The organism is Acinetobacter sp. S-1, assembly GCF_059579785.1.
In genome coordinates, this window is the sequence record NZ_CM184207.1 from 1,614,770 (window position 1) to 1,634,545 (window position 19,776).

General features: G+C 37.2%; 21 protein-coding genes and 1 other RNA gene. 15 read left to right on the forward strand and 7 right to left on the reverse strand.

What is annotated here, in order from left to right:
* Positions 1-45 precede the first annotated feature (45 nt).
* The 12 genes from rimO (at position 46) to lpxA (ending at position 12,384) form a co-directional block, all read left to right on the forward strand.
* Positions 46-1,389 (forward strand): 30S ribosomal protein S12 methylthiotransferase RimO, encoded by a 1,344-nt coding sequence (rimO, locus tag AC52J8_RS07680; protein WP_002115588.1) that lies wholly within the window; start codon positions 46-48, stop codon positions 1,387-1,389.
* 51 nt (positions 1,390-1,440) lie between these two features.
* Entirely contained in the window at positions 1,441-2,169 is a 729-nt protein-coding gene (gene pyrH / locus AC52J8_RS07685) for a UMP kinase (protein ID WP_000852257.1), read from the forward strand.
* A gap of 84 nt (positions 2,170-2,253) precedes the next feature.
* On the forward strand, positions 2,254-2,808 hold the full coding sequence (gene frr, locus AC52J8_RS07690) for a ribosome recycling factor (RefSeq protein ID WP_002115638.1): 555 nt from the start codon (positions 2,254-2,256) through the stop codon (positions 2,806-2,808).
* Positions 2,809-2,813: 5 nt separating this feature from the next.
* The gene (uppS, locus tag AC52J8_RS07695) at positions 2,814-3,566 is read left to right on the forward strand and encodes a polyprenyl diphosphate synthase (RefSeq protein ID WP_002115643.1); all 753 of its coding nucleotides are present in this window, start codon (positions 2,814-2,816) and stop codon (positions 3,564-3,566) included.
* Positions 3,566-4,390, forward strand: coding sequence for a phosphatidate cytidylyltransferase (locus AC52J8_RS07700; protein ID WP_086399486.1), 825 nt, complete (start codon positions 3,566-3,568; stop codon positions 4,388-4,390). The genes uppS and AC52J8_RS07700 overlap by 1 nt, the downstream gene beginning before the upstream one ends.
* A complete protein-coding gene (ispC, locus tag AC52J8_RS07705; protein WP_086399485.1) occupies positions 4,391-5,587 on the forward strand; it encodes a 1-deoxy-D-xylulose-5-phosphate reductoisomerase in 1,197 nt (398 codons plus the stop codon). It begins immediately after the preceding gene.
* A 1-nt stretch (position 5,588) separates the two neighbouring features.
* Positions 5,589-6,944 (forward strand): RIP metalloprotease RseP, encoded by a 1,356-nt coding sequence (gene rseP, locus AC52J8_RS07710; protein WP_086399484.1) that lies wholly within the window; start codon positions 5,589-5,591, stop codon positions 6,942-6,944.
* Between the two features lie 36 nt (positions 6,945-6,980).
* A complete protein-coding gene (gene bamA / locus AC52J8_RS07715; protein ID WP_197738991.1) occupies positions 6,981-9,491 on the forward strand; it encodes an outer membrane protein assembly factor BamA in 2,511 nt (836 codons plus the stop codon).
* Positions 9,492-9,531: 40 nt separating this feature from the next.
* Positions 9,532-10,032: an OmpH/Skp family outer membrane protein gene (locus AC52J8_RS07720; RefSeq protein ID WP_016145644.1), complete on the forward strand. Its 501-nt coding sequence runs from the start codon at positions 9,532-9,534 to the stop codon at positions 10,030-10,032.
* 4 nt (positions 10,033-10,036) lie between these two features.
* Positions 10,037-11,107: a UDP-3-O-(3-hydroxymyristoyl)glucosamine N-acyltransferase gene (gene lpxD, locus AC52J8_RS07725; protein WP_086399482.1), complete on the forward strand. Its 1,071-nt coding sequence runs from the start codon at positions 10,037-10,039 to the stop codon at positions 11,105-11,107.
* 6 nt (positions 11,108-11,113) lie between these two features.
* The gene (gene fabZ / locus AC52J8_RS07730; RefSeq protein WP_002115603.1) at positions 11,114-11,599 is read left to right on the forward strand and encodes a 3-hydroxyacyl-ACP dehydratase FabZ; all 486 of its coding nucleotides are present in this window, start codon (positions 11,114-11,116) and stop codon (positions 11,597-11,599) included.
* Entirely contained in the window at positions 11,596-12,384 is a 789-nt protein-coding gene (gene lpxA, locus AC52J8_RS07735; RefSeq protein WP_017385998.1) for an acyl-ACP--UDP-N-acetylglucosamine O-acyltransferase, read from the forward strand. Before fabZ ends, lpxA begins: the two co-directional genes overlap by 4 nt.
* Before the next feature lie 57 nt (positions 12,385-12,441).
* Here lpxA and AC52J8_RS07740 read toward each other — a convergent pair whose 3' ends face one another.
* The gene (locus AC52J8_RS07740; RefSeq protein ID WP_496538905.1) at positions 12,442-13,320 is read right to left on the reverse strand and encodes a YbgF trimerization domain-containing protein; all 879 of its coding nucleotides are present in this window, start codon (positions 13,318-13,320) and stop codon (positions 12,442-12,444) included.
* A gap of 314 nt (positions 13,321-13,634) precedes the next feature.
* On the opposite strand from AC52J8_RS07740, the gene ffs reads away from it, so the two are divergent.
* Positions 13,635-13,731, forward strand: an RNA gene (gene ffs / locus AC52J8_RS07745) — signal recognition particle sRNA small type.
* 13 nt (positions 13,732-13,744) lie between these two features.
* Here ffs and AC52J8_RS07750 read toward each other — a convergent pair.
* From AC52J8_RS07750 to AC52J8_RS07765, 4 genes are all read right to left on the reverse strand, one after another.
* Positions 13,745-14,227 (reverse strand): regulatory protein RecX, encoded by a 483-nt coding sequence (locus AC52J8_RS07750; protein ID WP_005068912.1) that lies wholly within the window; start codon positions 14,225-14,227, stop codon positions 13,745-13,747.
* Between the two features lie 59 nt (positions 14,228-14,286).
* Positions 14,287-15,333 (reverse strand): recombinase RecA, encoded by a 1,047-nt coding sequence (gene recA, locus AC52J8_RS07755; protein ID WP_002115680.1) that lies wholly within the window; start codon positions 15,331-15,333, stop codon positions 14,287-14,289.
* 145 nt (positions 15,334-15,478) lie between these two features.
* A complete protein-coding gene (locus tag AC52J8_RS07760) occupies positions 15,479-15,907 on the reverse strand; it encodes an RNA-binding S4 domain-containing protein (RefSeq protein WP_057068301.1) in 429 nt (142 codons plus the stop codon).
* The gene (locus AC52J8_RS07765; protein WP_197738992.1) at positions 15,891-16,577 is read right to left on the reverse strand and encodes an HAD-IA family hydrolase; all 687 of its coding nucleotides are present in this window, start codon (positions 16,575-16,577) and stop codon (positions 15,891-15,893) included. Before AC52J8_RS07765 ends, AC52J8_RS07760 begins: the two co-directional genes overlap by 17 nt.
* Positions 16,578-17,001: 424 nt before the next feature.
* Between AC52J8_RS07765 and AC52J8_RS07770 the strand changes: the two genes are divergently transcribed.
* Entirely contained in the window at positions 17,002-17,295 is a 294-nt protein-coding gene (locus AC52J8_RS07770; RefSeq protein ID WP_005073911.1) for a hypothetical protein, read from the forward strand.
* Positions 17,296-17,332: 37 nt separating this feature from the next.
* Here the strand turns inward: AC52J8_RS07770 and AC52J8_RS07775 are convergent, their stop codons facing one another.
* Both AC52J8_RS07775 and gigD read right to left on the reverse strand, forming a co-directional pair.
* Positions 17,333-17,869 carry a GNAT family N-acetyltransferase gene (locus AC52J8_RS07775; protein ID WP_086399480.1) on the reverse strand — a complete coding sequence of 179 codons (537 nt, stop codon included), beginning with the start codon at positions 17,867-17,869 and terminating at the stop codon, positions 17,333-17,335.
* Between the two features lie 29 nt (positions 17,870-17,898).
* Positions 17,899-18,348 carry an Lrp/AsnC family transcriptional regulator GigD gene (gigD, locus tag AC52J8_RS07780; RefSeq protein WP_057068296.1) on the reverse strand — a complete coding sequence of 150 codons (450 nt, stop codon included), beginning with the start codon at positions 18,346-18,348 and terminating at the stop codon, positions 17,899-17,901.
* A gap of 147 nt (positions 18,349-18,495) precedes the next feature.
* Between gigD and kynU the strand changes: the two genes are divergently transcribed.
* Positions 18,496-19,746 carry a kynureninase gene (gene kynU / locus AC52J8_RS07785; protein WP_005068928.1) on the forward strand — a complete coding sequence of 417 codons (1,251 nt, stop codon included), beginning with the start codon at positions 18,496-18,498 and terminating at the stop codon, positions 19,744-19,746.
* The last annotated feature ends 30 nt before the right edge of the window (positions 19,747-19,776 follow it).

Here is a 19,776-nt window from a genome sequence, read left to right on the forward strand (position 1 = left end):
CAAGAAAAGACATACAATACGCGCATTCAAGTGGAGCGCAGATTCATGAAGACCCCCAAAGTCGGTTTTGTTTCTTTAGGTTGTCCTAAGGCATTGGTAGATTCTGAACGAATTTTAACTCAGTTAAAGACTGAAGGTTATCAAGTTGCATCAGATTATGATGGTGCTGATTTAGTTGTTGTTAATACCTGTGGTTTTATCGAATCTGCGGTACAAGAGTCGCTAGATGCAATTGGCGAGGCCATGAGTGAAAATGGTCGAGTAATCGTTACTGGATGCTTAGGTAAAGACGAAGACAAAATTCGTCAAATGCATCCAAATGTTTTAAAGGTTACTGGTGCAGCAGCTTATCAAGATGTAATGGAAGCTGTACATGAATATGTCCCAGCACCACCTAAACACAACCCGTTTGTTGATTTGGTTCCTGAACAAGGAATTCGCTTAACACCAAAACATTATGCCTATTTAAAAATATCTGAAGGATGTAACCACCGTTGTACCTTCTGTATTATCCCAAGTATGCGTGGCGATCTAGTATCGCGTCCAGTTGGAAGTGTACTGGAAGAAGCCGCTGCGCTTAAAAGAGCAGGTGTTAAAGAAATCTTGGTTATTTCCCAAGATACATCAGCTTATGGTGTAGATACCAAGTACAAACTTGATTTCTGGAATGGCCAGCCTGTTAAAACAAAATTCTTTGATATGTGTGAAGCACTAGGCCAACTTGGTATCTGGGTGCGCTTACATTATGTTTATCCATACCCACATGTTGATGCGGTTATTGACTTAATGGCACAAGGTAAAATTCTGCCATATCTTGATATTCCATTCCAACATGCAAGCCCGCGTATTCTTAAGTTAATGAAGCGTCCGGCTCACAGTGAAAATACACTCGAAAAAATTAAATTGTGGCGTGAAAAATGCCCAGATCTTGTGATTCGCTCTACATTTGTAGTGGGTTTCCCAGGCGAAACTGAAGAAGATTTTCAAATATTGCTCGATTGGTTAGTTGAAGCTGAACTTGATCGTGTTGGCTGCTTTACCTACTCACCAGTAGAAGGCGCTACGGCAAATGATTTACCCGATCATGTGCCTGAAGAAATTAAGCAAGAGCGTTACGAGCGCTTTATGCAAGTGCAGCAACAAATTTCTGCTGCTAAGTTGCAAAAACGTATTGGTCAAACGATGACTGTATTAGTCGATAGTTTGGAAGATGAATATCCTGTTGCTGTTGCACGTTCTTATGCCGATGCTCCGGAAATTGACGGTAATGTCTTTGTAGAAGATATCGATAAGAGCACTATTCAACCAGGCGATATGTTGGAAGTCGAAATCACCGATGCGGATGAATACGACTTATTTGCAAAGTTAATTAAAATTAAGTCGGTTTAATCGATAACGATTCAAAAAAGCATTCAGTTTAAGAGGTTTTGGAGCAAACTCATGGCGGAAACAATTAGCCCCCGTTATTCACGCATTTTATTAAAACTATCTGGTGAAGCATTATCAGGTAACAAAGACATGGGTATTGATGCTCAAGTCCTTGATCAAATGTCCCTTTCAATTGCTCACTTAGTTGGCTTGGGTGTGCAAGTGGGTATCGTTGTTGGTGGCGGTAACTTGTATCGTGGTAGTCAGTTGCAAAAGGATGGCTTGGTTGGTCGTGTAACAGGCGATCAAATGGGTATGCTTGCAACTGTAATGAATGGTTTGGCTATGCGTGATGCATTAGTTCGCCGTAATATCAGAACTCGCCTTATGTCTGCATTACCAATTGGTACAGTAGTGGAGTCTTATTCAAGTCGTGATGCGATTCGTCACTTGAGTCAAGGTGAAGTTTGTGTTTTTGTTGCTGGTACAGGAAATCCATTCTTTACGACTGATACGGCAGCTTGCTTACGCGGAATTGAAATTGAAGCAAATTTAATTCTAAAAGCGACCAAAGTAGATGGCGTATATAATAAAGATCCAAGTAAATACGAAGATGCAGTTAAATATGATCATTTAACCTTTGATCAAGTATTAGACGAAAAACTTGGTGTTATGGATTTGACAGCTATTTGTTTATGTCGTGACCATAATGTGCCATTACAAGTTTTTGATATGAATAAATCAGGCGCGCTATTGTCAGTAGTCATGGGCGAAAAAGAAGGTACACGCGTTACTAAATAATGTACGTGTTGACGAAAGCTCTTTATACTAGCGCTAAATTAAATTTGTTAAAACATCCTTGAATAAATAAGTAAGGTAGATCATATGATTAACGATCTGAAAAAAGACAGCGAACAGCGTATGTTGAAAACTCTTGAGTCTTTAGAACTAGGGTTTGCTAAAGTTCGTACCGGCCGTGCACACCCATCAATCTTAAATGGGGTAATGGTTCCTTACTACGGTTCTGATGTGCCTTTAAATCAAGTGGCAAACGTTGGGGTTGAAGATTCTCGTACACTTCTTGTTCAGCCATTTGAACGTACAATGGTTTCAGCTATTGATAAGGCAATTCGTGAGAGTGATCTTGGTTTAAACCCGATTACTGCGGATGCAATTCGTGTACCTTTACCTGCATTAACTGAAGAAACACGTCGTGATATGCAAAAAATTGCGCGTAGCGAAGCTGAAAATGCAAAAGTTGCAATTCGTAACATTCGTCGTGATGTATTAGGTGATATCAAAGCATTATTAAAAGAGAAAGAAATCTCTGAAGATGATGAGCGCCGTGCAGGTGATGATATCCAGAAAATTACTGACAAATATGTTGCAGAAGTAGACAAGCGTCTTGCAGCGAAAGAAGCAGAATTGATGAAGGTCTAAATTTTATGACCGATTCAGAAGAGTATCATCTTCCTAAGCATGTTGCCATCATCATGGATGGCAACAACCGCTTTGCAAAAAAAAATCAAATGCAAAAAGGTGATGGACATCGAGAGGGTAAAAATGTTCTTGATCCTATCGTTGAACATTGTAAAAAAACAGGTATTCGTGCTTTAACGGTGTTTGCATTTTCAAGCGAAAACTGGAATCGACCACAATTTGAAGTCGATCTGCTTATGAAGCTTCTTGAAGAAACTATTCATGAGCAAATACCTCGCATGAAGAAATTTAATATTGCTTTGCGTTTCATCGGTGATCGTTCCAGATTACCGTCACACCTAGTTGCCTTAATGGAAGATGCAGAGCAACAGACAGCACACCATAACACTATGACCTTAACTATTGCTGTGAGCTATGGTGGGATGTGGGATATTGCAAATGCAGCAAAACAAGTTGCTGAAGCGGTTTCCCGTGGTGAATTTGGTGCTGATCAAATAAATGTTGATTTGTTCGAAAAATATGTCAGTCTAAACGATCTGCCAGCTGTGGACTTATTGATCCGTACAGGTGGAGATTATCGCATATCTAATTTCTTGTTATGGCAAGCAGCATATGCGGAGCTGTATTTTACTGATACTTTATGGCCAGAATTTACAGTACAAGAATTCGATCATGCATTGAATGTTTTTTCAGGGCGTGAACGTCGTTTTGGCAAAACATCTGAACAAATTCAGCAAGAGAAAATAGAGAACTTATAATGTTAGAGCGGATTGTTACCGCATTGGTACTTGTCGCAGTTGTTTTAGGCTGTATGTTTGCTACGCAATCACATTATCCAATGTTGGTTCTTATGATTGTAGCAGCAGGGGTTGCGGGGTATGAATGGTATAAATTAATGCCCCATGAAACTGTAAATGCTGTAAAGCCAAAAGCTTGGTGCTACGGTCTGCTTGTTGCATTCGTTTCGGGCGTTGCTCTATTTTTCCATGATATTGCATTACTGTTGTGGTCAGCTTCAATTTTGACTTGGCTTGTAAGCGTTTATTGGGTCAAATCTTTTCCTGAATTTGATGGGTGGTATAACGTTACTCTATATGTAATTGGCATTATTTTAGTTTGTGCCGCGGTAACTTCAATTTTTGTTGTTTGGCAAAGTTCACCATGGTGGTTAATGTATTTGTTCTTGCTCGTGTGGGGTGCAGATAGTGGTGCTTACTTTGTTGGCCGTAAATTTGGTAAAAGAAAACTAGCACCAACAGTAAGTCCGAACAAATCGGTAGAAGGCTTGTATGGTGGTGTTATCACGACCATACTGGTAATGTTGGTTGTGCAATATCAGTATTTAAATTTAACTTTAATTCAGCAAATTCTGTTTCTTATATTGTCACTGATTACAGTATTCGGTTCAGTTTTAGGTGATTTATTTGAGTCGATGATTAAACGCCGTGCTGGTATTAAAGATTCTGGACGTGTACTACCTGGTCATGGTGGTGTTTTAGATCGTATTGATTCTTTACTTGCTGCAGCCCCGATCTTTGCAACGGGAATGTATATATTAAAACTTATTGGTGTAGATTTATAAATGACACAATCTGTTTGCATATTGGGTGTAACCGGTTCCATTGGGCAAAGTACCTTAAAAATTTTAAATCAACATCCTGATAAGTATTCAGTATTTGCAATTTCAGCTCATAGTCGAATTTTTGAATTGGTTGATATATGTAAACAATTTCAACCAAAAGTTGTAGTTGTTCCAAAGCAAAAAGTTGACGAATTAGCAGTTTTATTTGTAAAGAATGAATTACAAGATATTGAAATTTTGACTGATCAGGAAGGGCTAGTAAGTATCGCATCTCATCCAGATGTTGATGTAGTTATGGCTGCAATTGTTGGAGCAGCTGGTTTATTACCAACATTAGCGGCTGTAAAAGCTGGTAAACGCGTATTGCTTGCTAATAAAGAAGCTTTGGTCATGTCTGGTGAAATCATGATGCAAGCAGTACGTGATCATCAGGCATTATTATTACCGGTAGATTCAGAACACAACGCTATTTTTCAATCATTACCTCATAATTATTTAGAGGCTGAAAGAAGTGGACAACCGCAACAGGGTGTATCAAGAATTTTATTGACCGCTTCAGGTGGACCATTTTTAAACCATTCGTTAGAACAATTAGAAAAAGTTACTCCTGCACAGGCCTGTAAGCATCCCAATTGGTCTATGGGACAGAAAATCTCAGTTGACTCAGCTACTCTTATGAATAAAGGGTTAGAGTTGATCGAGGCATGTCATTTGTTTTCAATATCTGAACATTTTGTTACAGTTGTTGTTCATCCACAAAGTATTATTCATTCTATGGTGCAATATGTTGACGGTTCAACATTGGCTCAAATGGGTAATCCAGACATGTGTACACCGATTGCCCATGCATTAGCATGGCCAGAGCGTTTACAGACTAATGTTCCTGCTTTAGATTTATTTGAATATTCTCAGCTTAATTTTCAAGCACCGGATATTCAGAAATTTCCAGCACTTGATTTAGCCCGTCAGGCAATGCGTGCGGGAGGGCTGGCACCTACTATTTTAAATGCTGCAAATGAGGTTGCCGTTGCTGCATTTTTAAAGGAACAGATTGGATTTACAAATATCCCACAAGTGGTAGAGCATACTTTGCAAAAATTGGAAAACTCAGTTGCTGATAATATCGAGTCTATTTTGAATAAAGATGAAGTAGCACGACATGTAGCACAGCAGTATATATCAAGTATAGGAGGCTGAAATGAGCGCATTATTTATGATTGCAGCAGCAGCTCTCTTGCTCGGTCCATTGATTGCAATTCATGAGTTCGGTCATTATTGGGTGGCACGAAAACTTGGTGTTAAGATTCTAGTTTATTCTATTGGTTTTGGTCCGACATTACTTAAGTGGACATCAAAAAAATCTGGAATTAAGTACCAACTTTCAGCTTTGCCTTTAGGTGGTTATGTAAAAATGCTCGATGAGCGCGAAGGTAATGTTGCAGAGCAAGATTTACCTTATGCATTTAACCGTCAAAAACCATGGAAGCGTATAGCAATTGTTGCGGCTGGACCTTTAATTAACTTGATTTTTGCTGTTTTACTTTTTTGGATTTTATTTTTACCAGCACAGGAACAACTAAATACAAGAGTAGGTAAAGTTATACCCAACTCGCCAGCAGCAACAGCTCAACTACAAGTAGGCGACAAGATTATTGCTGTTGACGGAAAGGAAACCCAAACTTGGGAAAAACTTAACTTTGCTTTGATTGATCGTGTAGGTGAAACTGGTAACTTGAATATCGATGTAGATCGTGCAGGTACTGAAAAAAATATTGTTTTACCAATTAAAGATTTTTTAAAAAATCAAAATGAATCAGCTTTAGATGTATTGGGTTTTTTACCTTATCGTCCCGTTATTCCCGCTGTTGTAACTGAGTTGACTGCAGATGGGGCAGCAATTCGTCAAGGAATGAAAGTCGGTGATCGTATTGTTTCAATTAATGGTCAAGTAATGAAAGACTGGTTTGATGTTGTGGAAGTTGTGCAACATTCACCAGAAAAATTACTTGGTATTGATGTGTTACGTAATGGTCAGCTCGTTCATTTGCAAGTTATGCCCCAAGGAAAGCGTGACAATATGGGGCAAGTGAGTGGGGTTTTAGGCGTAAAAAGCGATGCAGGAAAAATTACAATTCCTGACGAATATAAGCAAACAATACAATATACTCCATTACAAGCTTTCCAGATGTCGCTAGATAAGACTGGCCAAATCTCTAGCATGATATTGAGTTCGATAGTAAAAATGGTTAAGGGTTTAATTGGCTTAGAGAATCTTTCTGGACCAATTACAATCGCGAAAGTAGCGGGACAAAGTGCAGAAATGGGATGGCAGACTTTTATCTCATTTATGGCTTTAATGAGTGTAAGTCTTGGAATTTTAAATTTATTGCCAATTCCAATGCTTGATGGTGGACACCTCGTTTATTACATTATTGAAGCTATTCGTGGGAAGCCTGTTTCTGAACAAATACAAATGTTTGGTCTAAAAATTGGTATGGTACTGCTCGGTAGTATGATGCTTTTAGCTTTATTTAACGATTTTATGCGTTTGTAAACGTATATGGATTTATAACTTACTGGAAAAACTGGCATGCGGCACACACATTTTTTAATGCCTTTGGCACTTGTTAGCGCTATGGCAGCGGTACAACAAGCATATGCAGCTGATGATTTCGTTGTTCGAGATATTCGTATAGATGGTTTGGTCCGTCTTACTCCTGCAAATGTTTCTACCATGTTGCCAATCAACAGTGGCGATCGCGTTAATGAACCGATGATCGCAGAAGCAATTCGAACATTGTATGCCACTGGACTTTTTGACGATATTAAAGCATCAAGAGATAACGATACTTTAGTTTTTAATGTGGTAGAGCGCCCAATTATTTCAAAGCTTGAATTTAAGGGTAATAAACTTATTCCTAAAGAGGCTTTAGAGCAAGGCCTTAAAAAAATGGGCATTGCTGAAGGCGAAGTTTTTAAGAAGTCAGCTTTACAAACAATTGAAACTGAATTAGAGCAGCAATATACTCAGCAAGGCCGTTATGATGCTGATGTAACTGTTGATACGATAGCTCGTCCAAATAATCGTGTTGAACTTAAATTAAATTTTAATGAAGGTACGGCTGCTAAAGTTTTTAATATCAATATTATTGGTAACACTGTTTTTAAAGACAGCGAAATTAAACAAGCTTTCGCAGTTAAAGAAAGTGGCTGGGCTTCTGTTGTAACCCGTAACGACCGTTATGCTAGAGAGAAAATGGCAGCGAGCCTTGAAGCTTTGCGTGCCATGTATCTGAATAAAGGTTATATCAATTTTCATATCAATAACTCTCAGCTTAATATCAGTGAAGATAAAAAGAATATCTTTATTGAAGTTGCTGTAGAAGAAGGCAGTCAGTTCAAATTCGGTCAAACCAAGTTTTTAGGTGACGCACTTTATAAACCTGAAGAACTGCAAGCTTTAAAAATTTATAAAGATGGCGATACCTATTCTCAAGAAAAGGTAAATGCTGTTAAGCAATTGTTATTGCGTAAATATGGTAATGCAGGTTATTACTTTGCAGATGTAAATGTCGTTCCGCAAATTAATAATGAAACGGGTGTTGTTGACTTAAACTATTATGTAAACCCAGGTCAGCAAGTAACCGTACGACGTATTAACTTTACAGGTAATAGTAAAACTGCTGATGAAGTATTGCGTCGTGAAATGCGTCAAATGGAAGGCGCTTTAGCGAGTAATGAAAAAATTGATTTGTCCAAGGTTCGTTTAGAGCGTACCGGATTCTTCAAAACAGTTGATATTAAACCGGCTCGTATTCCAAATTCACCAGATCAGGTGGATTTAAACGTAAATGTTGAAGAGCAACACTCGGGAACTACAACATTAGCGGTAGGTTACTCACAAAGTGGTGGTATCACATTCCAAGCAGGTTTGAGTCAAACTAACTTTATGGGAACAGGTAATCGTGTTTCGATCGATTTATCTCGTTCTGAAACTCAAGACTACTATAACTTAAGCGTTACCGACCCTTACTTCACTATTGATGGGGTAAGCCGCGGTTATAATGTTTACTATCGTAAAACAAAGCTAAATGATGACTATAACGTTAATAACTATGTTACCGATAGTTTTGGTGGTAGTTTAAGTTTTGGTTATCCAATTGATGAAAACCAAAGCCTAAGTGCTTCTTTAGGTATTGATAATACTAAAGTAACGACTGGTCCTTATGTCTCTACCTATGTCCGTGACTATTTAAAGGCAAATGGTGGAAAAACCACTTCAACAAGTACTTACTGCCTCGTTGACCTTGAGAAAGATCCAACAACAGGATTGTATAAGTGTCCAGATGGCAAAACTTCTGAGCCTTATGGAAGTGCGTTTGAGGGTGAGTTCTTTACTTATAATTTGAATTTAGGTTGGTCATATAACACACTAAACCGTCCAATTTTCCCAACTTCAGGTATGTCTCATCGAGTAGGGCTTGAAATTGGTTTACCGGGTAGTGATGTCGATTACCAAAAAGTAACTTATGATACACAAGCATTCTTACCAATCGGTAATTCAGGCTTTGTATTACGTGGTTATGGTAAGCTTGGCTATGGTAATGATTTGCCATTCTATAAAAACTTCTATGCGGGTGGTTATGGGTCTGTTCGTGGTTATGACAACAGTACCTTGGGCCCGAAATATTCAAGCGTGAATTTACAAGAAGAAGGTAAAAATGACTCTTCTCCAGAAGAAGTTGGTGGTAATGCTTTAGTTCAGTTTGGTACAGAGCTTGCTTTACCATTGCCATTCAAAGGAGATTGGACTCGCCAAGTACGACCAGTTCTTTTTGCTGAAGGTGGTCAAGTATTTGATACTAAATGTGATGTTGGCTCTTATTCTATGATTATGAATGGGCAGCAAATAGCAGATGCTAAAAAATACTGTGAAGATAACTACGGTTTTGATTTAGGCAATATGCGTTATAGCGTAGGTGTAGGCTTCACATGGATCACTATGATTGGACCATTATCTCTTAGCTATGCATTCCCGTTAAATGACAAGCCTGGTGACGAAACTAAAGAGATTCAGTTTGAAATCGGTCGTACTTTCTAAGTACGACTTGACTAAACATGCAATAAGGACACAAATTAAGATGAAAAAATTAAATATATTAATGTTAGGATTAGGCCTTACAGTTTCTGCTATGACGAATGCAGCTGGTTATGGTGTTATTGATCTTGCTAAAGTTGTTGAAAGTAGTACTTATTTAAAACAACAAAATGCAAGTTTAAATCAATCTGTTAAGCCAACAACTACTCGTCTTGAGCAGTTGGGTAAAGAGTTAGAAGGTCTTCAACGTCAAGCCCAAACCCAAGGGCAAAAAATGAAAGAAGATGATATTAAGAAGCTTCAGACTCAATATCAGTCAAAATTAAATGAATTTAATTCAACTCAACAAGGTTTGCAGTCTAAAGTTCAAACTAGTTTGCAAGGAATGAACTCAACTTTTGAGACTCGTGTGAAACAAGCAGCTGAACAATTACGAAAAGAAAATAATCTTGACTTCATTTTGAATAAAAATTCGACCGTTGCCTATGACGCTAAATATGATTTAACTGATAAAATGATACAAAAGGTTAATTCAATGAAATAAATTAATGAAAGTGCAACATTATCGTTTAGATGAACTAGCTCACCTAGTGAATGGTGAGTTAGTTGGTGCGGGTAGTCTTCAATTTATAAACTTAGCAAGTTTAGAAAATGCTGAATCTTCTCATATTACTTTCGTAAATGGTGAAAAGTATATTGATCAAGCAAAGGCTAGCCGGGCGGGTGCGTACATTGTTACAAGCTCTATTAAAGAACAGCTTACTGATAAACAAAATTTTATTATTGTTGATAATCCATATTTAGCTTTTGCCATCCTTACCCATGCTTTTGATAAAAAGATTACATCAATAGGTATTGAAAGTACTGCTCAAATTCATCCTTCTGCAATTATTTCTGAAAAAGCATATATTGGCCATTACGTTGTAATTGGTGAAAATTGTGTAGTAGGAGAGAACACGATTATTCAGTCTCATAGTCGTCTGGATGATAATGTGGAAATTGGAAAGGATTGTTTTATCGATTCTCATGTCACCATTACTGGCGGTTCTAAATTACTTGATCGTGTTCGAGTTCATGCAAGTACTGTAATTGGTAGTGAAGGCTTTGGCTTTGCACCATATCAAGGTAAATGGCATCGTATTGCACAATTAGGTTCAGTTATTATTGGTAATGATGTCCGTATTGGATCAAATTGTAGTATTGATCGAGGGGCACTAGATAATACGATTTTGGAAGATGGGGTAATTATTGATAATCTTGTGCAAATCGCACATAACGTTCATATTGGTTCCAATACAGCTATTGCTGCTAAATGTGGAATTGCTGGAAGCACTAAAATTGGCAAAAACTGTATTCTTGCAGGAGCTTGCGGTGTGTCTGGTCACCTTTCAATCACTGATAATGTGACTTTAACTGGAATGTCAATGGTCACAAAAAATATTTCTGAAGCTGGTACCTATTCTTCAGGAATTGGATTATTTGAAAATAGTCATTGGAAAAAGACAATTGTACGCTTGCGACAATTAGCAGATGTGCCATTGACCCAAATCACTAAACGACTTGATCATATACAAGCTCAAATAGAGTCTCTTGAATCAACTTTTAATTTGCGTAAATAGAATATTATGACCGAGTCAACTACACCTAAATTTGCCATCCCTGAATTACCAATGCAGATTCAAACGATTCGTCAATATTTGCCGCATCGTTATCCTTTCTTATTGGTTGATCGTGTGACTGAAGTTACTGACAATAGTATTGTTGGTTATAAAAATGTTTCTATCAATGAAGAGTTCCTACAAGGACATTTTCCAGAATATCCAATTATGCCGGGTGTTCTAATTGTAGAAGCATTAGCTCAAGTTTCGGGCGTTCTAGGTTTTATTATGAACAATGAGACGCCAAAACCAGGTTCTTTATTCCTCTTTGCTGGTGCAGAAAAGGTAAGATTTAAAAAACAAGTAGTTGCTGGCGACCAACTTGTATTAAAATCTGAATTAGTAATGCAAAAACGCGGTATCTACAAATATAACTGTACGGCTACCGTTGACGGTATTGTAGCAACAACCGCTGAAATTATGATTTCACACCAAAAAACAGAGCAGGCATGAGCAATCACGATTTAATTCATTCTACGGCCATTATTGATCCATCTGCAGTGATTGCCCCGGATGTCCAGATAGGACCTTATTGTATTATTGGTCCAAATGTGACGATTGGCGCTGGTACTAAATTACATTCACATGTTGTAGTTGGTGGTTTTACCAAAATTGGTCAAAATAATGAGATTTTCCAGTTTGCAAGTGTTGGTGAAGTTTGCCAAGACTTGAAATATCAAGGTGAAGAAACTTGGTTAGAGATTGGAGATCATAATTTAATTCGTGAGCATTGCAGTTTACATAGAGGAACTGTACAAGATAATGCTTTAACTAAAATAGGTAGTCATAACTTATTGATGGTTAATACGCATATTGCACATGACTGTATTGTTGGTGATCATAATATTTTCGCAAATAATGTTGGTGTTGCTGGACACGTACATATTGGTGATCATGTCATTATTGGTGGTAATTCAGGAATTCATCAATTCTGTAAAATCGATTCTTACAGTATGGTTGGTGGAGCATCTTTAATTTTAAAAGATGTGCCAGCTTATGTTATGGCATCTGGTAATCCAGCACATGCGTTTGGTATTAATATAGAAGGTATGCGCCGAAAGGGTTGGTCTAAGGATACAATTCAAGGTCTTAGAGAAGCTTATAAATTGATTTTTAAATCAGGCCTGACTTCTGTTCAAGCTGTTGAGCAGATTAAAAATGATATTCTGCCAAATGTTCCAGAAGCTCAATTATTAATTGACTCTGTTGAGCAGTCAGAACGTGGTATTGTGCGTTAAGCCGAGATATTCAAAAAAAGACACCGCAATCTGCGGTGTCTTTTTTTTTTTAAACTTTTATTTATTAAAAAATTTGGCTTCTTCAGATTTTGGATACTGACTTAAGATTTTAGCTTTATATTGGTTTGCTGTTACAGTGTTTTTATCAACATCTTTGGCAATACTGTAGAGTTGATAAAGCGCGCGAGGAGCTTTACTAGAATTTGGGTATTGCGTAGCGACTACATTATAGTTCTTTTTAGCTTCATTATAATTTACCGGATCAGTTGCTAAATTAAACTCGGCTAACCAAAAATAGGCATTCCCTGTATAAACGCTATTAGGATGATTTTTGATAAAGTTTTGCATTGGAGCAATCGCTTTTTTCGCTCCACCTTGTTTGTAGGCATCTAAAGCGACAGTATAAGCTGCTTTTTCAAGTTCTACAGGGTTCGATTGATTTTGCGTAGCAGGCGATGAAGCTGGTTGTGTTACTTGCGTTTGTGAGGGGGAAGTAACTTGACTTGCAGCAGTTGTAGTAGTACTACTAGCTGCTTTATTGTCGGTAGGAGGAGCTTCTGAGCTTCCGGTAGCTGTAGCATCACTATTTGCTGTATTGTCTGGTGCTGCACTTTCTGGATCTACTTTTTGATTTAGTAATTCCAAACGCTGGTCTAAATCAGTATAGCGATTAGATAAATCTTTTTTCAGTTGTTCAATATCATTGGATTGTTCTTCTAATTGTCCGCGTAAGGTGCGTATATCATTTTCTAATTGTTGGTTTTTTTGCATCAATTCCCAATTTAAATTACTAGGGACTGAAGCGTTATTCGATGAAGTGTTAGTTGAACTACCACCACTTTGACTTAAACCGCGCGATTCAATTGGAATATTGGCATAGAGAGAAGTAGTGCCCATTAAGGCAATAAATAATAAAGAATGCTTCATCAATCGCATGAGTATAGGTCCATAATTTTATGTAAAAGCTAACTTGAGAAGGGAATATGTAAACTATTCACATTAGCTATCTAAGGTTTTAATTGATCATTGCAATTAAAACAGCTAACAATATAAATGCAAGAATAGTTTACAATCTTCAAGCATATTTTATTCAAAATAAGTATCAAGAAAGAATATAAGATAAGAGATTCTAGGAATTTATATGTTTTTGACGATGAATTAATCAATTGAAACATAAACTCGCTTAAAATTGAGAAGAAGGCTTGCAACTCTTTTAAAAATCTCTATACTCTGTTTTGCAATGGTAGCCCCGCTGGTGGCTTCGCAATTGTACTCTGTGAACCCCGCCAGGACCGGAAGGTAGCAACGGTAGCAGATCTATGATGTGCCGAAGTTTTGCTAGTGGGGTTGCCACCATTTTCTAATCCGATCTCCGTTGGATTGCCTTCATAATTACATCTAAATCAAATCCTCTATATTGTAAAAACCTCATCTGTTTTGCTTTAAGTTTAGGATCTTTTTCTACTTCTTCACCAAACTTTTTCACTTTAAGTTGATAAGCCTGTTCCACCCAATCAATGTTATGAATTTCATCTGCAATTAAATCATTTTCGATTTGTTTAGTTTTTAAAGCTTGTTTGATGCGTTTTGGCCCTTTGCCTTTACGAATTTGGCTAGCCAATGTTAGTTCTGCAACGCGTTGGTCACTTTGATAATTTTGCTCAGATAACTCTTCAACAAGTTGCTTAACCTCTTCAGGGTTTTGTGCATAACGATTCAATTTCTCGATAAGTTCTGCTTTCGAATAATCTCGACGAGTCAATAATGCAAAAGCATATGAGCGCAAACGTTGACCTGTTAGCAAAGCGCGTTGTTGGGGCTGTTCTTCTGTTCTTTTGAACATATTTAATATTTCCTTGTAAAAAACGCCCCGAAGGGCGTTTTAAGACTTATAAGCGGTAATTAAGACTCTAATAGAAGATCTTCTTCTTCATCTTCCACTTGTACAGCACCATTAGTACCCGTAGTTAGCAGTTGTTCACGGATAATCTTTTCAATTTCTCCAGCCATTTGAGGATTTTCTTCAAAGTGGCGGATAACATTGTTTTTACCTTGGCCAATTTTATTGCCTTGATATGAATACCAAGCGCCTGCTTTTTGCACGATATCTTGTTGTACAGCTAAATCTACAAGTTCGCCAAGCTGGTTTGTACCTTTACCGTATAGGATTTGGAAAATAGCTTCTTTAAAAGGAGGAGCCATTTTGTTTTTAACAACTTTAACTCGAGTTTCAGAGCCGATGATTTCATCACCTTCTTTGACCTGACCAATACGGCGGATATCTAAACGTACAGAAGCATAGAACTTCAATGCGTTACCACCAGTCGTAGTCTCAGGGCTACCAAACATTACACCAATTTTCATACGGATCTGGTTAATGAAAATAACCATACAGTTCGAGCGTTTAGCGTTACCCGTAATTTTACGTAATGCCTGACTCATTAAGCGAGCTTGTAAGCCCATGTGAGAGTCACCCATTTCGCCTTCAATTTCTGCTTTAGGAGTAAGAGCAGCAACTGAGTCGACAACGATTAAATCAATTGCACCAGAGCGAACTAGCATGTCTGCAATCTCGAGTGCTTGTTCACCGTTATCAGGTTGCGATACAAGTAGATTATCAATGTCCACGCCCAGCTTACGTGCATATTGTGGATCTAATGCGTGTTCTGCATCGATAAATGCACAAGTACCACCAGCTTTTTGACATTGTGCAATCGCTTGGAGAGTCATTGTGGTTTTACCAGAAGATTCTGGACCATAAATCTCAACGATACGACCTTTCGGTAAACCGCCAATCCCCAATGCAATATCTAAAGTCAAAGAACCTGTAGATACAGCTTCAACTGCTTGAACAGTGTTATCACCGAGACGCATCACCGTATTTTTGCCAAATTGCTTCTCAATTTGACTTAGCGCGGCTTGTAATGCTTTGCTTTTATTCTCATCCATCTCAAAAACCTCAATACTCTAAGTTCATCACGTTTAACCCAAGTGGATGCATTGAATCTCAACTTGTTTCACAGGGCTAATAGTGACAGATTTTTTCTATAGCTTCTATGTCTTGTCTGTGTGTGTGCGACACAACTCGACGTTTTTATTCATCACCATACGACCAGTGTTGATCATTGTCCTGTTTAAACCGATTAATCTGTCTACGATCCTTTTTAGTCGGTCTATGATCAGGTCGAGCAAGATTATGCAATTTTCGTTGGGATGCAATCAACTCCCGTCTAGCGATACTTACTTCTGTTTCTTCATAAAGTTGCTGGGCAACCGGTGCTGGACCACGTGTGTTCGAAAGCGCTTTTACGACAACGGTTTTTTTATCAAAACCTTGTTGAATAATAAGTTCCATTCCAACACGAATTTCTTTGGAAACTTTTACACGCTCATTATTGTGATGTACTTTACCTCCTTCGATTGCTGCTTTAGCAATTGAACGAGTTTTAAAAAAACGAGCAGCCCATAGCCATTTGTCGATACGCATGGTCTCTACAGCATCGTTTTCAAGCGATTTTGACATCATTATCCTTTCTATCAATTTGATTCAATATAGACAGCAATTCTGTAAGTCGATCTAGTGCTTTATATTCTAAATCTTCATGCTTTCTTACATCCTTTAGAGTTGAGGGCTGCAAGATAGTAAACAAGTGCTTGATACCAAATTTTTCAGCTGTTTTTAGTACAGGAGCTGTATCATCAATAAAAATGGTTACGTCTGGGTCAAAAGGGTGTAATTTTTGGAGCTCTTGCCAAAAATGAATATCTTCTTTTGCATAACCAATTTGTTCACTCGATACGATTACGTCAAAGAAGTGTTTAATTGCAACATTATCGAGCTTTAACCGTAAGCTTGCACGATCGGCATTTGTAACTAACCAACAACTATATCCTTGCTTTTTCAGTTCCTGTAGAAGCTCAATACAACCAGACCGAGCTTGAATTTTTGTCTGAAATTCTTGCTGTAATTTGAGTACATCAACGCCTACAGTTTTGGTCCAATAAGCTGATGAATACCAAACAAGCGTATGTCTATGTGATTGATAAAACTGATATAGTATTTTTTGGCTCTGGTCGAGTGGAAGTTGATGTATCTCTGCATGTCGCTTAGGAAGACATTCATTCCAGATGAAATCATCAAAAGCGAGATCTAATAGCGTACCATCCATGTCAAACATTACGATTTTAGACATATCTAAATATCTCCAAAATCATTTAAAGCAAAATTTTTAAGACACATCTACCATATATCCTTTTTAAAATCAATAATTAAAGAAACTTCGAGATATAAAATTAATTTAAAACTCCACCCATTAATTCTTTCAAAAGGTGTTTTGATTAATGTGATGGGTAGGGAGGATAAATGATTTGAAAATTATAGCGTGTAATTTTGAAAAACAAAAAACAATAATAAATGCTTTTTAATAGAAAACTTTTCCTGTGTTTAAAGTAAAAATAGGGAGTCAAAGTTTTGCAATTAAGAAATCTTAAAAGCCATCTATATTTATGGTTAATTTTGCTTACATAGGATACGTATTGACATACATTTTATAAATTGAAGGATACTTGTTTAAAGTTATATTTAAAATTAACCCTAATAAGAATTTAGAGAAAGCAATGAAAATTGGATTTATTGGCGGAGCCAATGACGGTATTGTAATCAATGCTGCTGATGGCCTTGATACTTATAAGCTTGAATGGCATTACAAAGCAGAAAAGCACTGTGAATCACAGCCAACATTAGGTCTTAATGGGCCTGAGTATGATTACTACAACCTCTTAATACTAAGAAAAAATAAAGAGGCTAAACTCTTTTATGTACTCACTACCATGGGAAAAGATGATATCGCAAGTAAAATCCATGAGTATTGGGAGTCCTCTACATCTGTTGGCTATGATTTCGATGATTAAGAAAATTTTTATTAATAATTTAAAATTTTGACTTTAATCAAAAAATAAATGAAGAGCTTGTAATTTCATATAACACATGTGCTTTTAGTTGGTGATGGAGAGGAACCTTGGGATGATCAAAGTTTTTAACTTTGTGCATTCCAAGTCTTTCCATGACGGCTTGAGAGGGTGTATTTATGTTAGCGGTAAATGAAACGATCTTATCTAAATTCAGTACATTAAAACCATAGTTTAAAGCCGCTTTTGCTCCTTCAGTTGCATAACCTTGTTTCCAGAAGTCTTTTGCAAGTCGCCACCCAATTTCCACACATGGAGAAAAGTCAAATTGTTCAGGTTGGCTATGTAAACCAATAAACCCGATAAATTGATGAGTTTCTTTTAATTCTACTGCCCAGAAGCCCCAACCATTTTTATCAATGAGAGATGAAATTTTTTGGATTAAATTATGGCTTTCTTGGGGTGTTAATAGATTTGGGAAAAATTGCATAACATGTTGATCTAAGCCCATTGTTATAAAAGGCTCAACATCACTTTCTTTCCACTGTCTTAAAATTAAACGCTGAGTTTCGATCATGAGATGGCTCTATAATTAAAAATGATGGGTCAAAGTGGCTTTTGCACAATCTTCTGTAAAATGATCTTGGAATTGATGCTCACTACACCTTTTATTTTATTTAAGGTATTAATGACGAAATGAGAAAAAGAACTCAAATCTTTGGTCGCAACGTGTAAAACATAATTAGATTCGCCAGTAATAATATATGCATTAATGACTTCATCAAAATTTTTGATCTGACTTAAAAAGAAGTTGTGATCATTTTCTGTGAGTTGGGCAAGCTTTATTTCGACAATTGCCTCAATTTTTATACCTAGTTTTTCATAATTAACTTTCGCTTGATATTTTTCAATTACACCATTGCTTTCTAAAATTTTAACTCGCCGATGACAAGCTGAAGCCGAAAGGTTAACGAGATCGGCCAGTTCTTGGTTACTTAACCGAGCGTTATCTTGTAAATTTTTTAAAATTTTAAGATCAATTGCATCTACATTCATTTTCGAATTTCATCCATGTTTTTTAATTTTAATTCGAATTTTATACGAAAATAGCAAATTTTAATCAAATATTATCGAATAAATCGAAAGAATTGGCGTGATAAAATTCAAATACAAAGGAAATGTTGAAAATAGGTGAAATAACAAATGATTACTCACGAACAATGCTGCTATTGGGATCAGGAAGATGAACTCAAAAAGTTTAAAGATGAATTTGCACTGCCAGAAAATATCATTTATTTAGACGGGAATTCTCTAGGCGCAAGACCAAAAAAATCATTAGAGGTTGCTCAGCATATTATTGCAAAAGAGTGGGGTGAGGACCTCATTAATAGTTGGAATAAAGCCGATTGGTGGGGACTACCGACTAGACTCGGAGATAAAGTCGCGCAGCTTATCGGTGCTGAAAAAGGTGAAGTGGTTATTTCAGACTCAACGACCCTAAATCTATTCAAAGTTTTATCAGCAGCGGTAAAAATTCAAGCTGAAAAATTTCCGGAACGTAAAATTATTGTTGCAGAAAAAGATGCCTTTCCAACCGATATTTATATTATTGAAGGCTTTATCGATTTGATTCATCAGGGTTATCAAGTTGAATTGATTGATGGCACCGATGATTTATCTCGTGTTTTAGCAAAAGATGTGGCGGTAGTTGTTCTTTCTCATGTGAATTATCGGACTGGATATTTCTATGATATGGAATCTATTAATCAACAAATTCACGCTAAAGATGCTTTGATTATTTGGGATTTATGTCACTCGGTTGGTGCAGTGCCTATGGATCTTAATCAGAGCAATAGTGATTTTGCGATTGGTTGTACTTATAAATATTTAAATGGTGGCCCAGGTTCTCCAGCGTTGTTATGGGTAAATCGAAAGCATCGTGATCAATTTTGGCAACCTCTCTCAGGCTGGTGGAGCCACAAGAAACCTTTTGATATGGCTCAGCACTATGAACCAGCTAACAGTATCCGTCGTTACTTGTGCGGAACTCAACCCATCATTTCTATGAGCCTAATTGAATGTGGTGTCGATATTTTCTTACAAGCTGATATGCAACAAATACGTGAGAAATCACTCAAATTAACTGATTTGTTTATTCAACTTGTTCAACAAGAATGTGCACAGTTTGGTTTTGAACTGATTACCCCTTTAAACCATAAATATCGTGGTAGTCATGTCAGTTATAGACATGAGTTTGGTTATGAAATTATTCAGGCGCTTATTGCGCGTGGTGTAATTGGGGATTACCGAGAGCCGGAAGTATTACGTTTCGGAATTACACCTTTATATCTAGGATTTGAAGATATTTGGAATGCCGTACAACAACTTAAGCAAATTATGCTGAATAGTGAATGGAAAAATGAGCGTTATCTAGTGCGCAGTGAAGTGACCTGATCATTAAGGGTTAATAGCAGAAGAATGGCT

Bases quoted from the DNA above. Each gene is read 5' to 3' on its own strand.
- AC52J8_RS07760 (WP_057068301.1), bottom strand. From the start codon at position 15,907: ATGTCAAAATCGCTTGAAAACGATGCTGTAGAGACCATGCGTATCGAC.
- fabZ (WP_002115603.1), top strand. From the start codon at position 11,114: ATGACCGAGTCAACTACACCTAAATTTGCCATCCCTGAATTACCAATG.
- recA (WP_002115680.1), bottom strand. From the start codon at position 15,333: ATGGATGAGAATAAAAGCAAAGCATTACAAGCCGCGCTAAGTCAAATT.
- lpxA (WP_017385998.1), top strand. From the start codon at position 11,596: ATGAGCAATCACGATTTAATTCATTCTACGGCCATTATTGATCCATCT.
- uppS (WP_002115643.1), top strand. From the start codon at position 2,814: ATGACCGATTCAGAAGAGTATCATCTTCCTAAGCATGTTGCCATCATC.
- ispC (WP_086399485.1), top strand. From the start codon at position 4,391: ATGACACAATCTGTTTGCATATTGGGTGTAACCGGTTCCATTGGGCAA.
- pyrH (WP_000852257.1), top strand. From the start codon at position 1,441: ATGGCGGAAACAATTAGCCCCCGTTATTCACGCATTTTATTAAAACTA.
- AC52J8_RS07720 (WP_016145644.1), top strand. From the start codon at position 9,532: ATGAAAAAATTAAATATATTAATGTTAGGATTAGGCCTTACAGTTTCT.
- frr (WP_002115638.1), top strand. From the start codon at position 2,254: ATGATTAACGATCTGAAAAAAGACAGCGAACAGCGTATGTTGAAAACT.
- AC52J8_RS07740 (WP_496538905.1), bottom strand. From the start codon at position 13,320: ATGCGATTGATGAAGCATTCTTTATTATTTATTGCCTTAATGGGCACT.
- AC52J8_RS07700 (WP_086399486.1), top strand. From the start codon at position 3,566: ATGTTAGAGCGGATTGTTACCGCATTGGTACTTGTCGCAGTTGTTTTA.
- rimO (WP_002115588.1), top strand. From the start codon at position 46: ATGAAGACCCCCAAAGTCGGTTTTGTTTCTTTAGGTTGTCCTAAGGCA.
- gigD (WP_057068296.1), bottom strand. From the start codon at position 18,348: ATGAATGTAGATGCAATTGATCTTAAAATTTTAAAAAATTTACAAGAT.
- lpxD (WP_086399482.1), top strand. From the start codon at position 10,037: ATGAAAGTGCAACATTATCGTTTAGATGAACTAGCTCACCTAGTGAAT.
- rseP (WP_086399484.1), top strand. From the start codon at position 5,589: ATGAGCGCATTATTTATGATTGCAGCAGCAGCTCTCTTGCTCGGTCCA.
- AC52J8_RS07775 (WP_086399480.1), bottom strand. From the start codon at position 17,869: ATGATCGAAACTCAGCGTTTAATTTTAAGACAGTGGAAAGAAAGTGAT.
- AC52J8_RS07765 (WP_197738992.1), bottom strand. From the start codon at position 16,577: ATGTCTAAAATCGTAATGTTTGACATGGATGGTACGCTATTAGATCTC.
- kynU (WP_005068928.1), top strand. From the start codon at position 18,496: ATGATTACTCACGAACAATGCTGCTATTGGGATCAGGAAGATGAACTC.
- AC52J8_RS07770 (WP_005073911.1), top strand. From the start codon at position 17,002: ATGAAAATTGGATTTATTGGCGGAGCCAATGACGGTATTGTAATCAAT.
- bamA (WP_197738991.1), top strand. From the start codon at position 6,981: ATGCGGCACACACATTTTTTAATGCCTTTGGCACTTGTTAGCGCTATG.
- AC52J8_RS07750 (WP_005068912.1), bottom strand. From the start codon at position 14,227: ATGTTCAAAAGAACAGAAGAACAGCCCCAACAACGCGCTTTGCTAACA.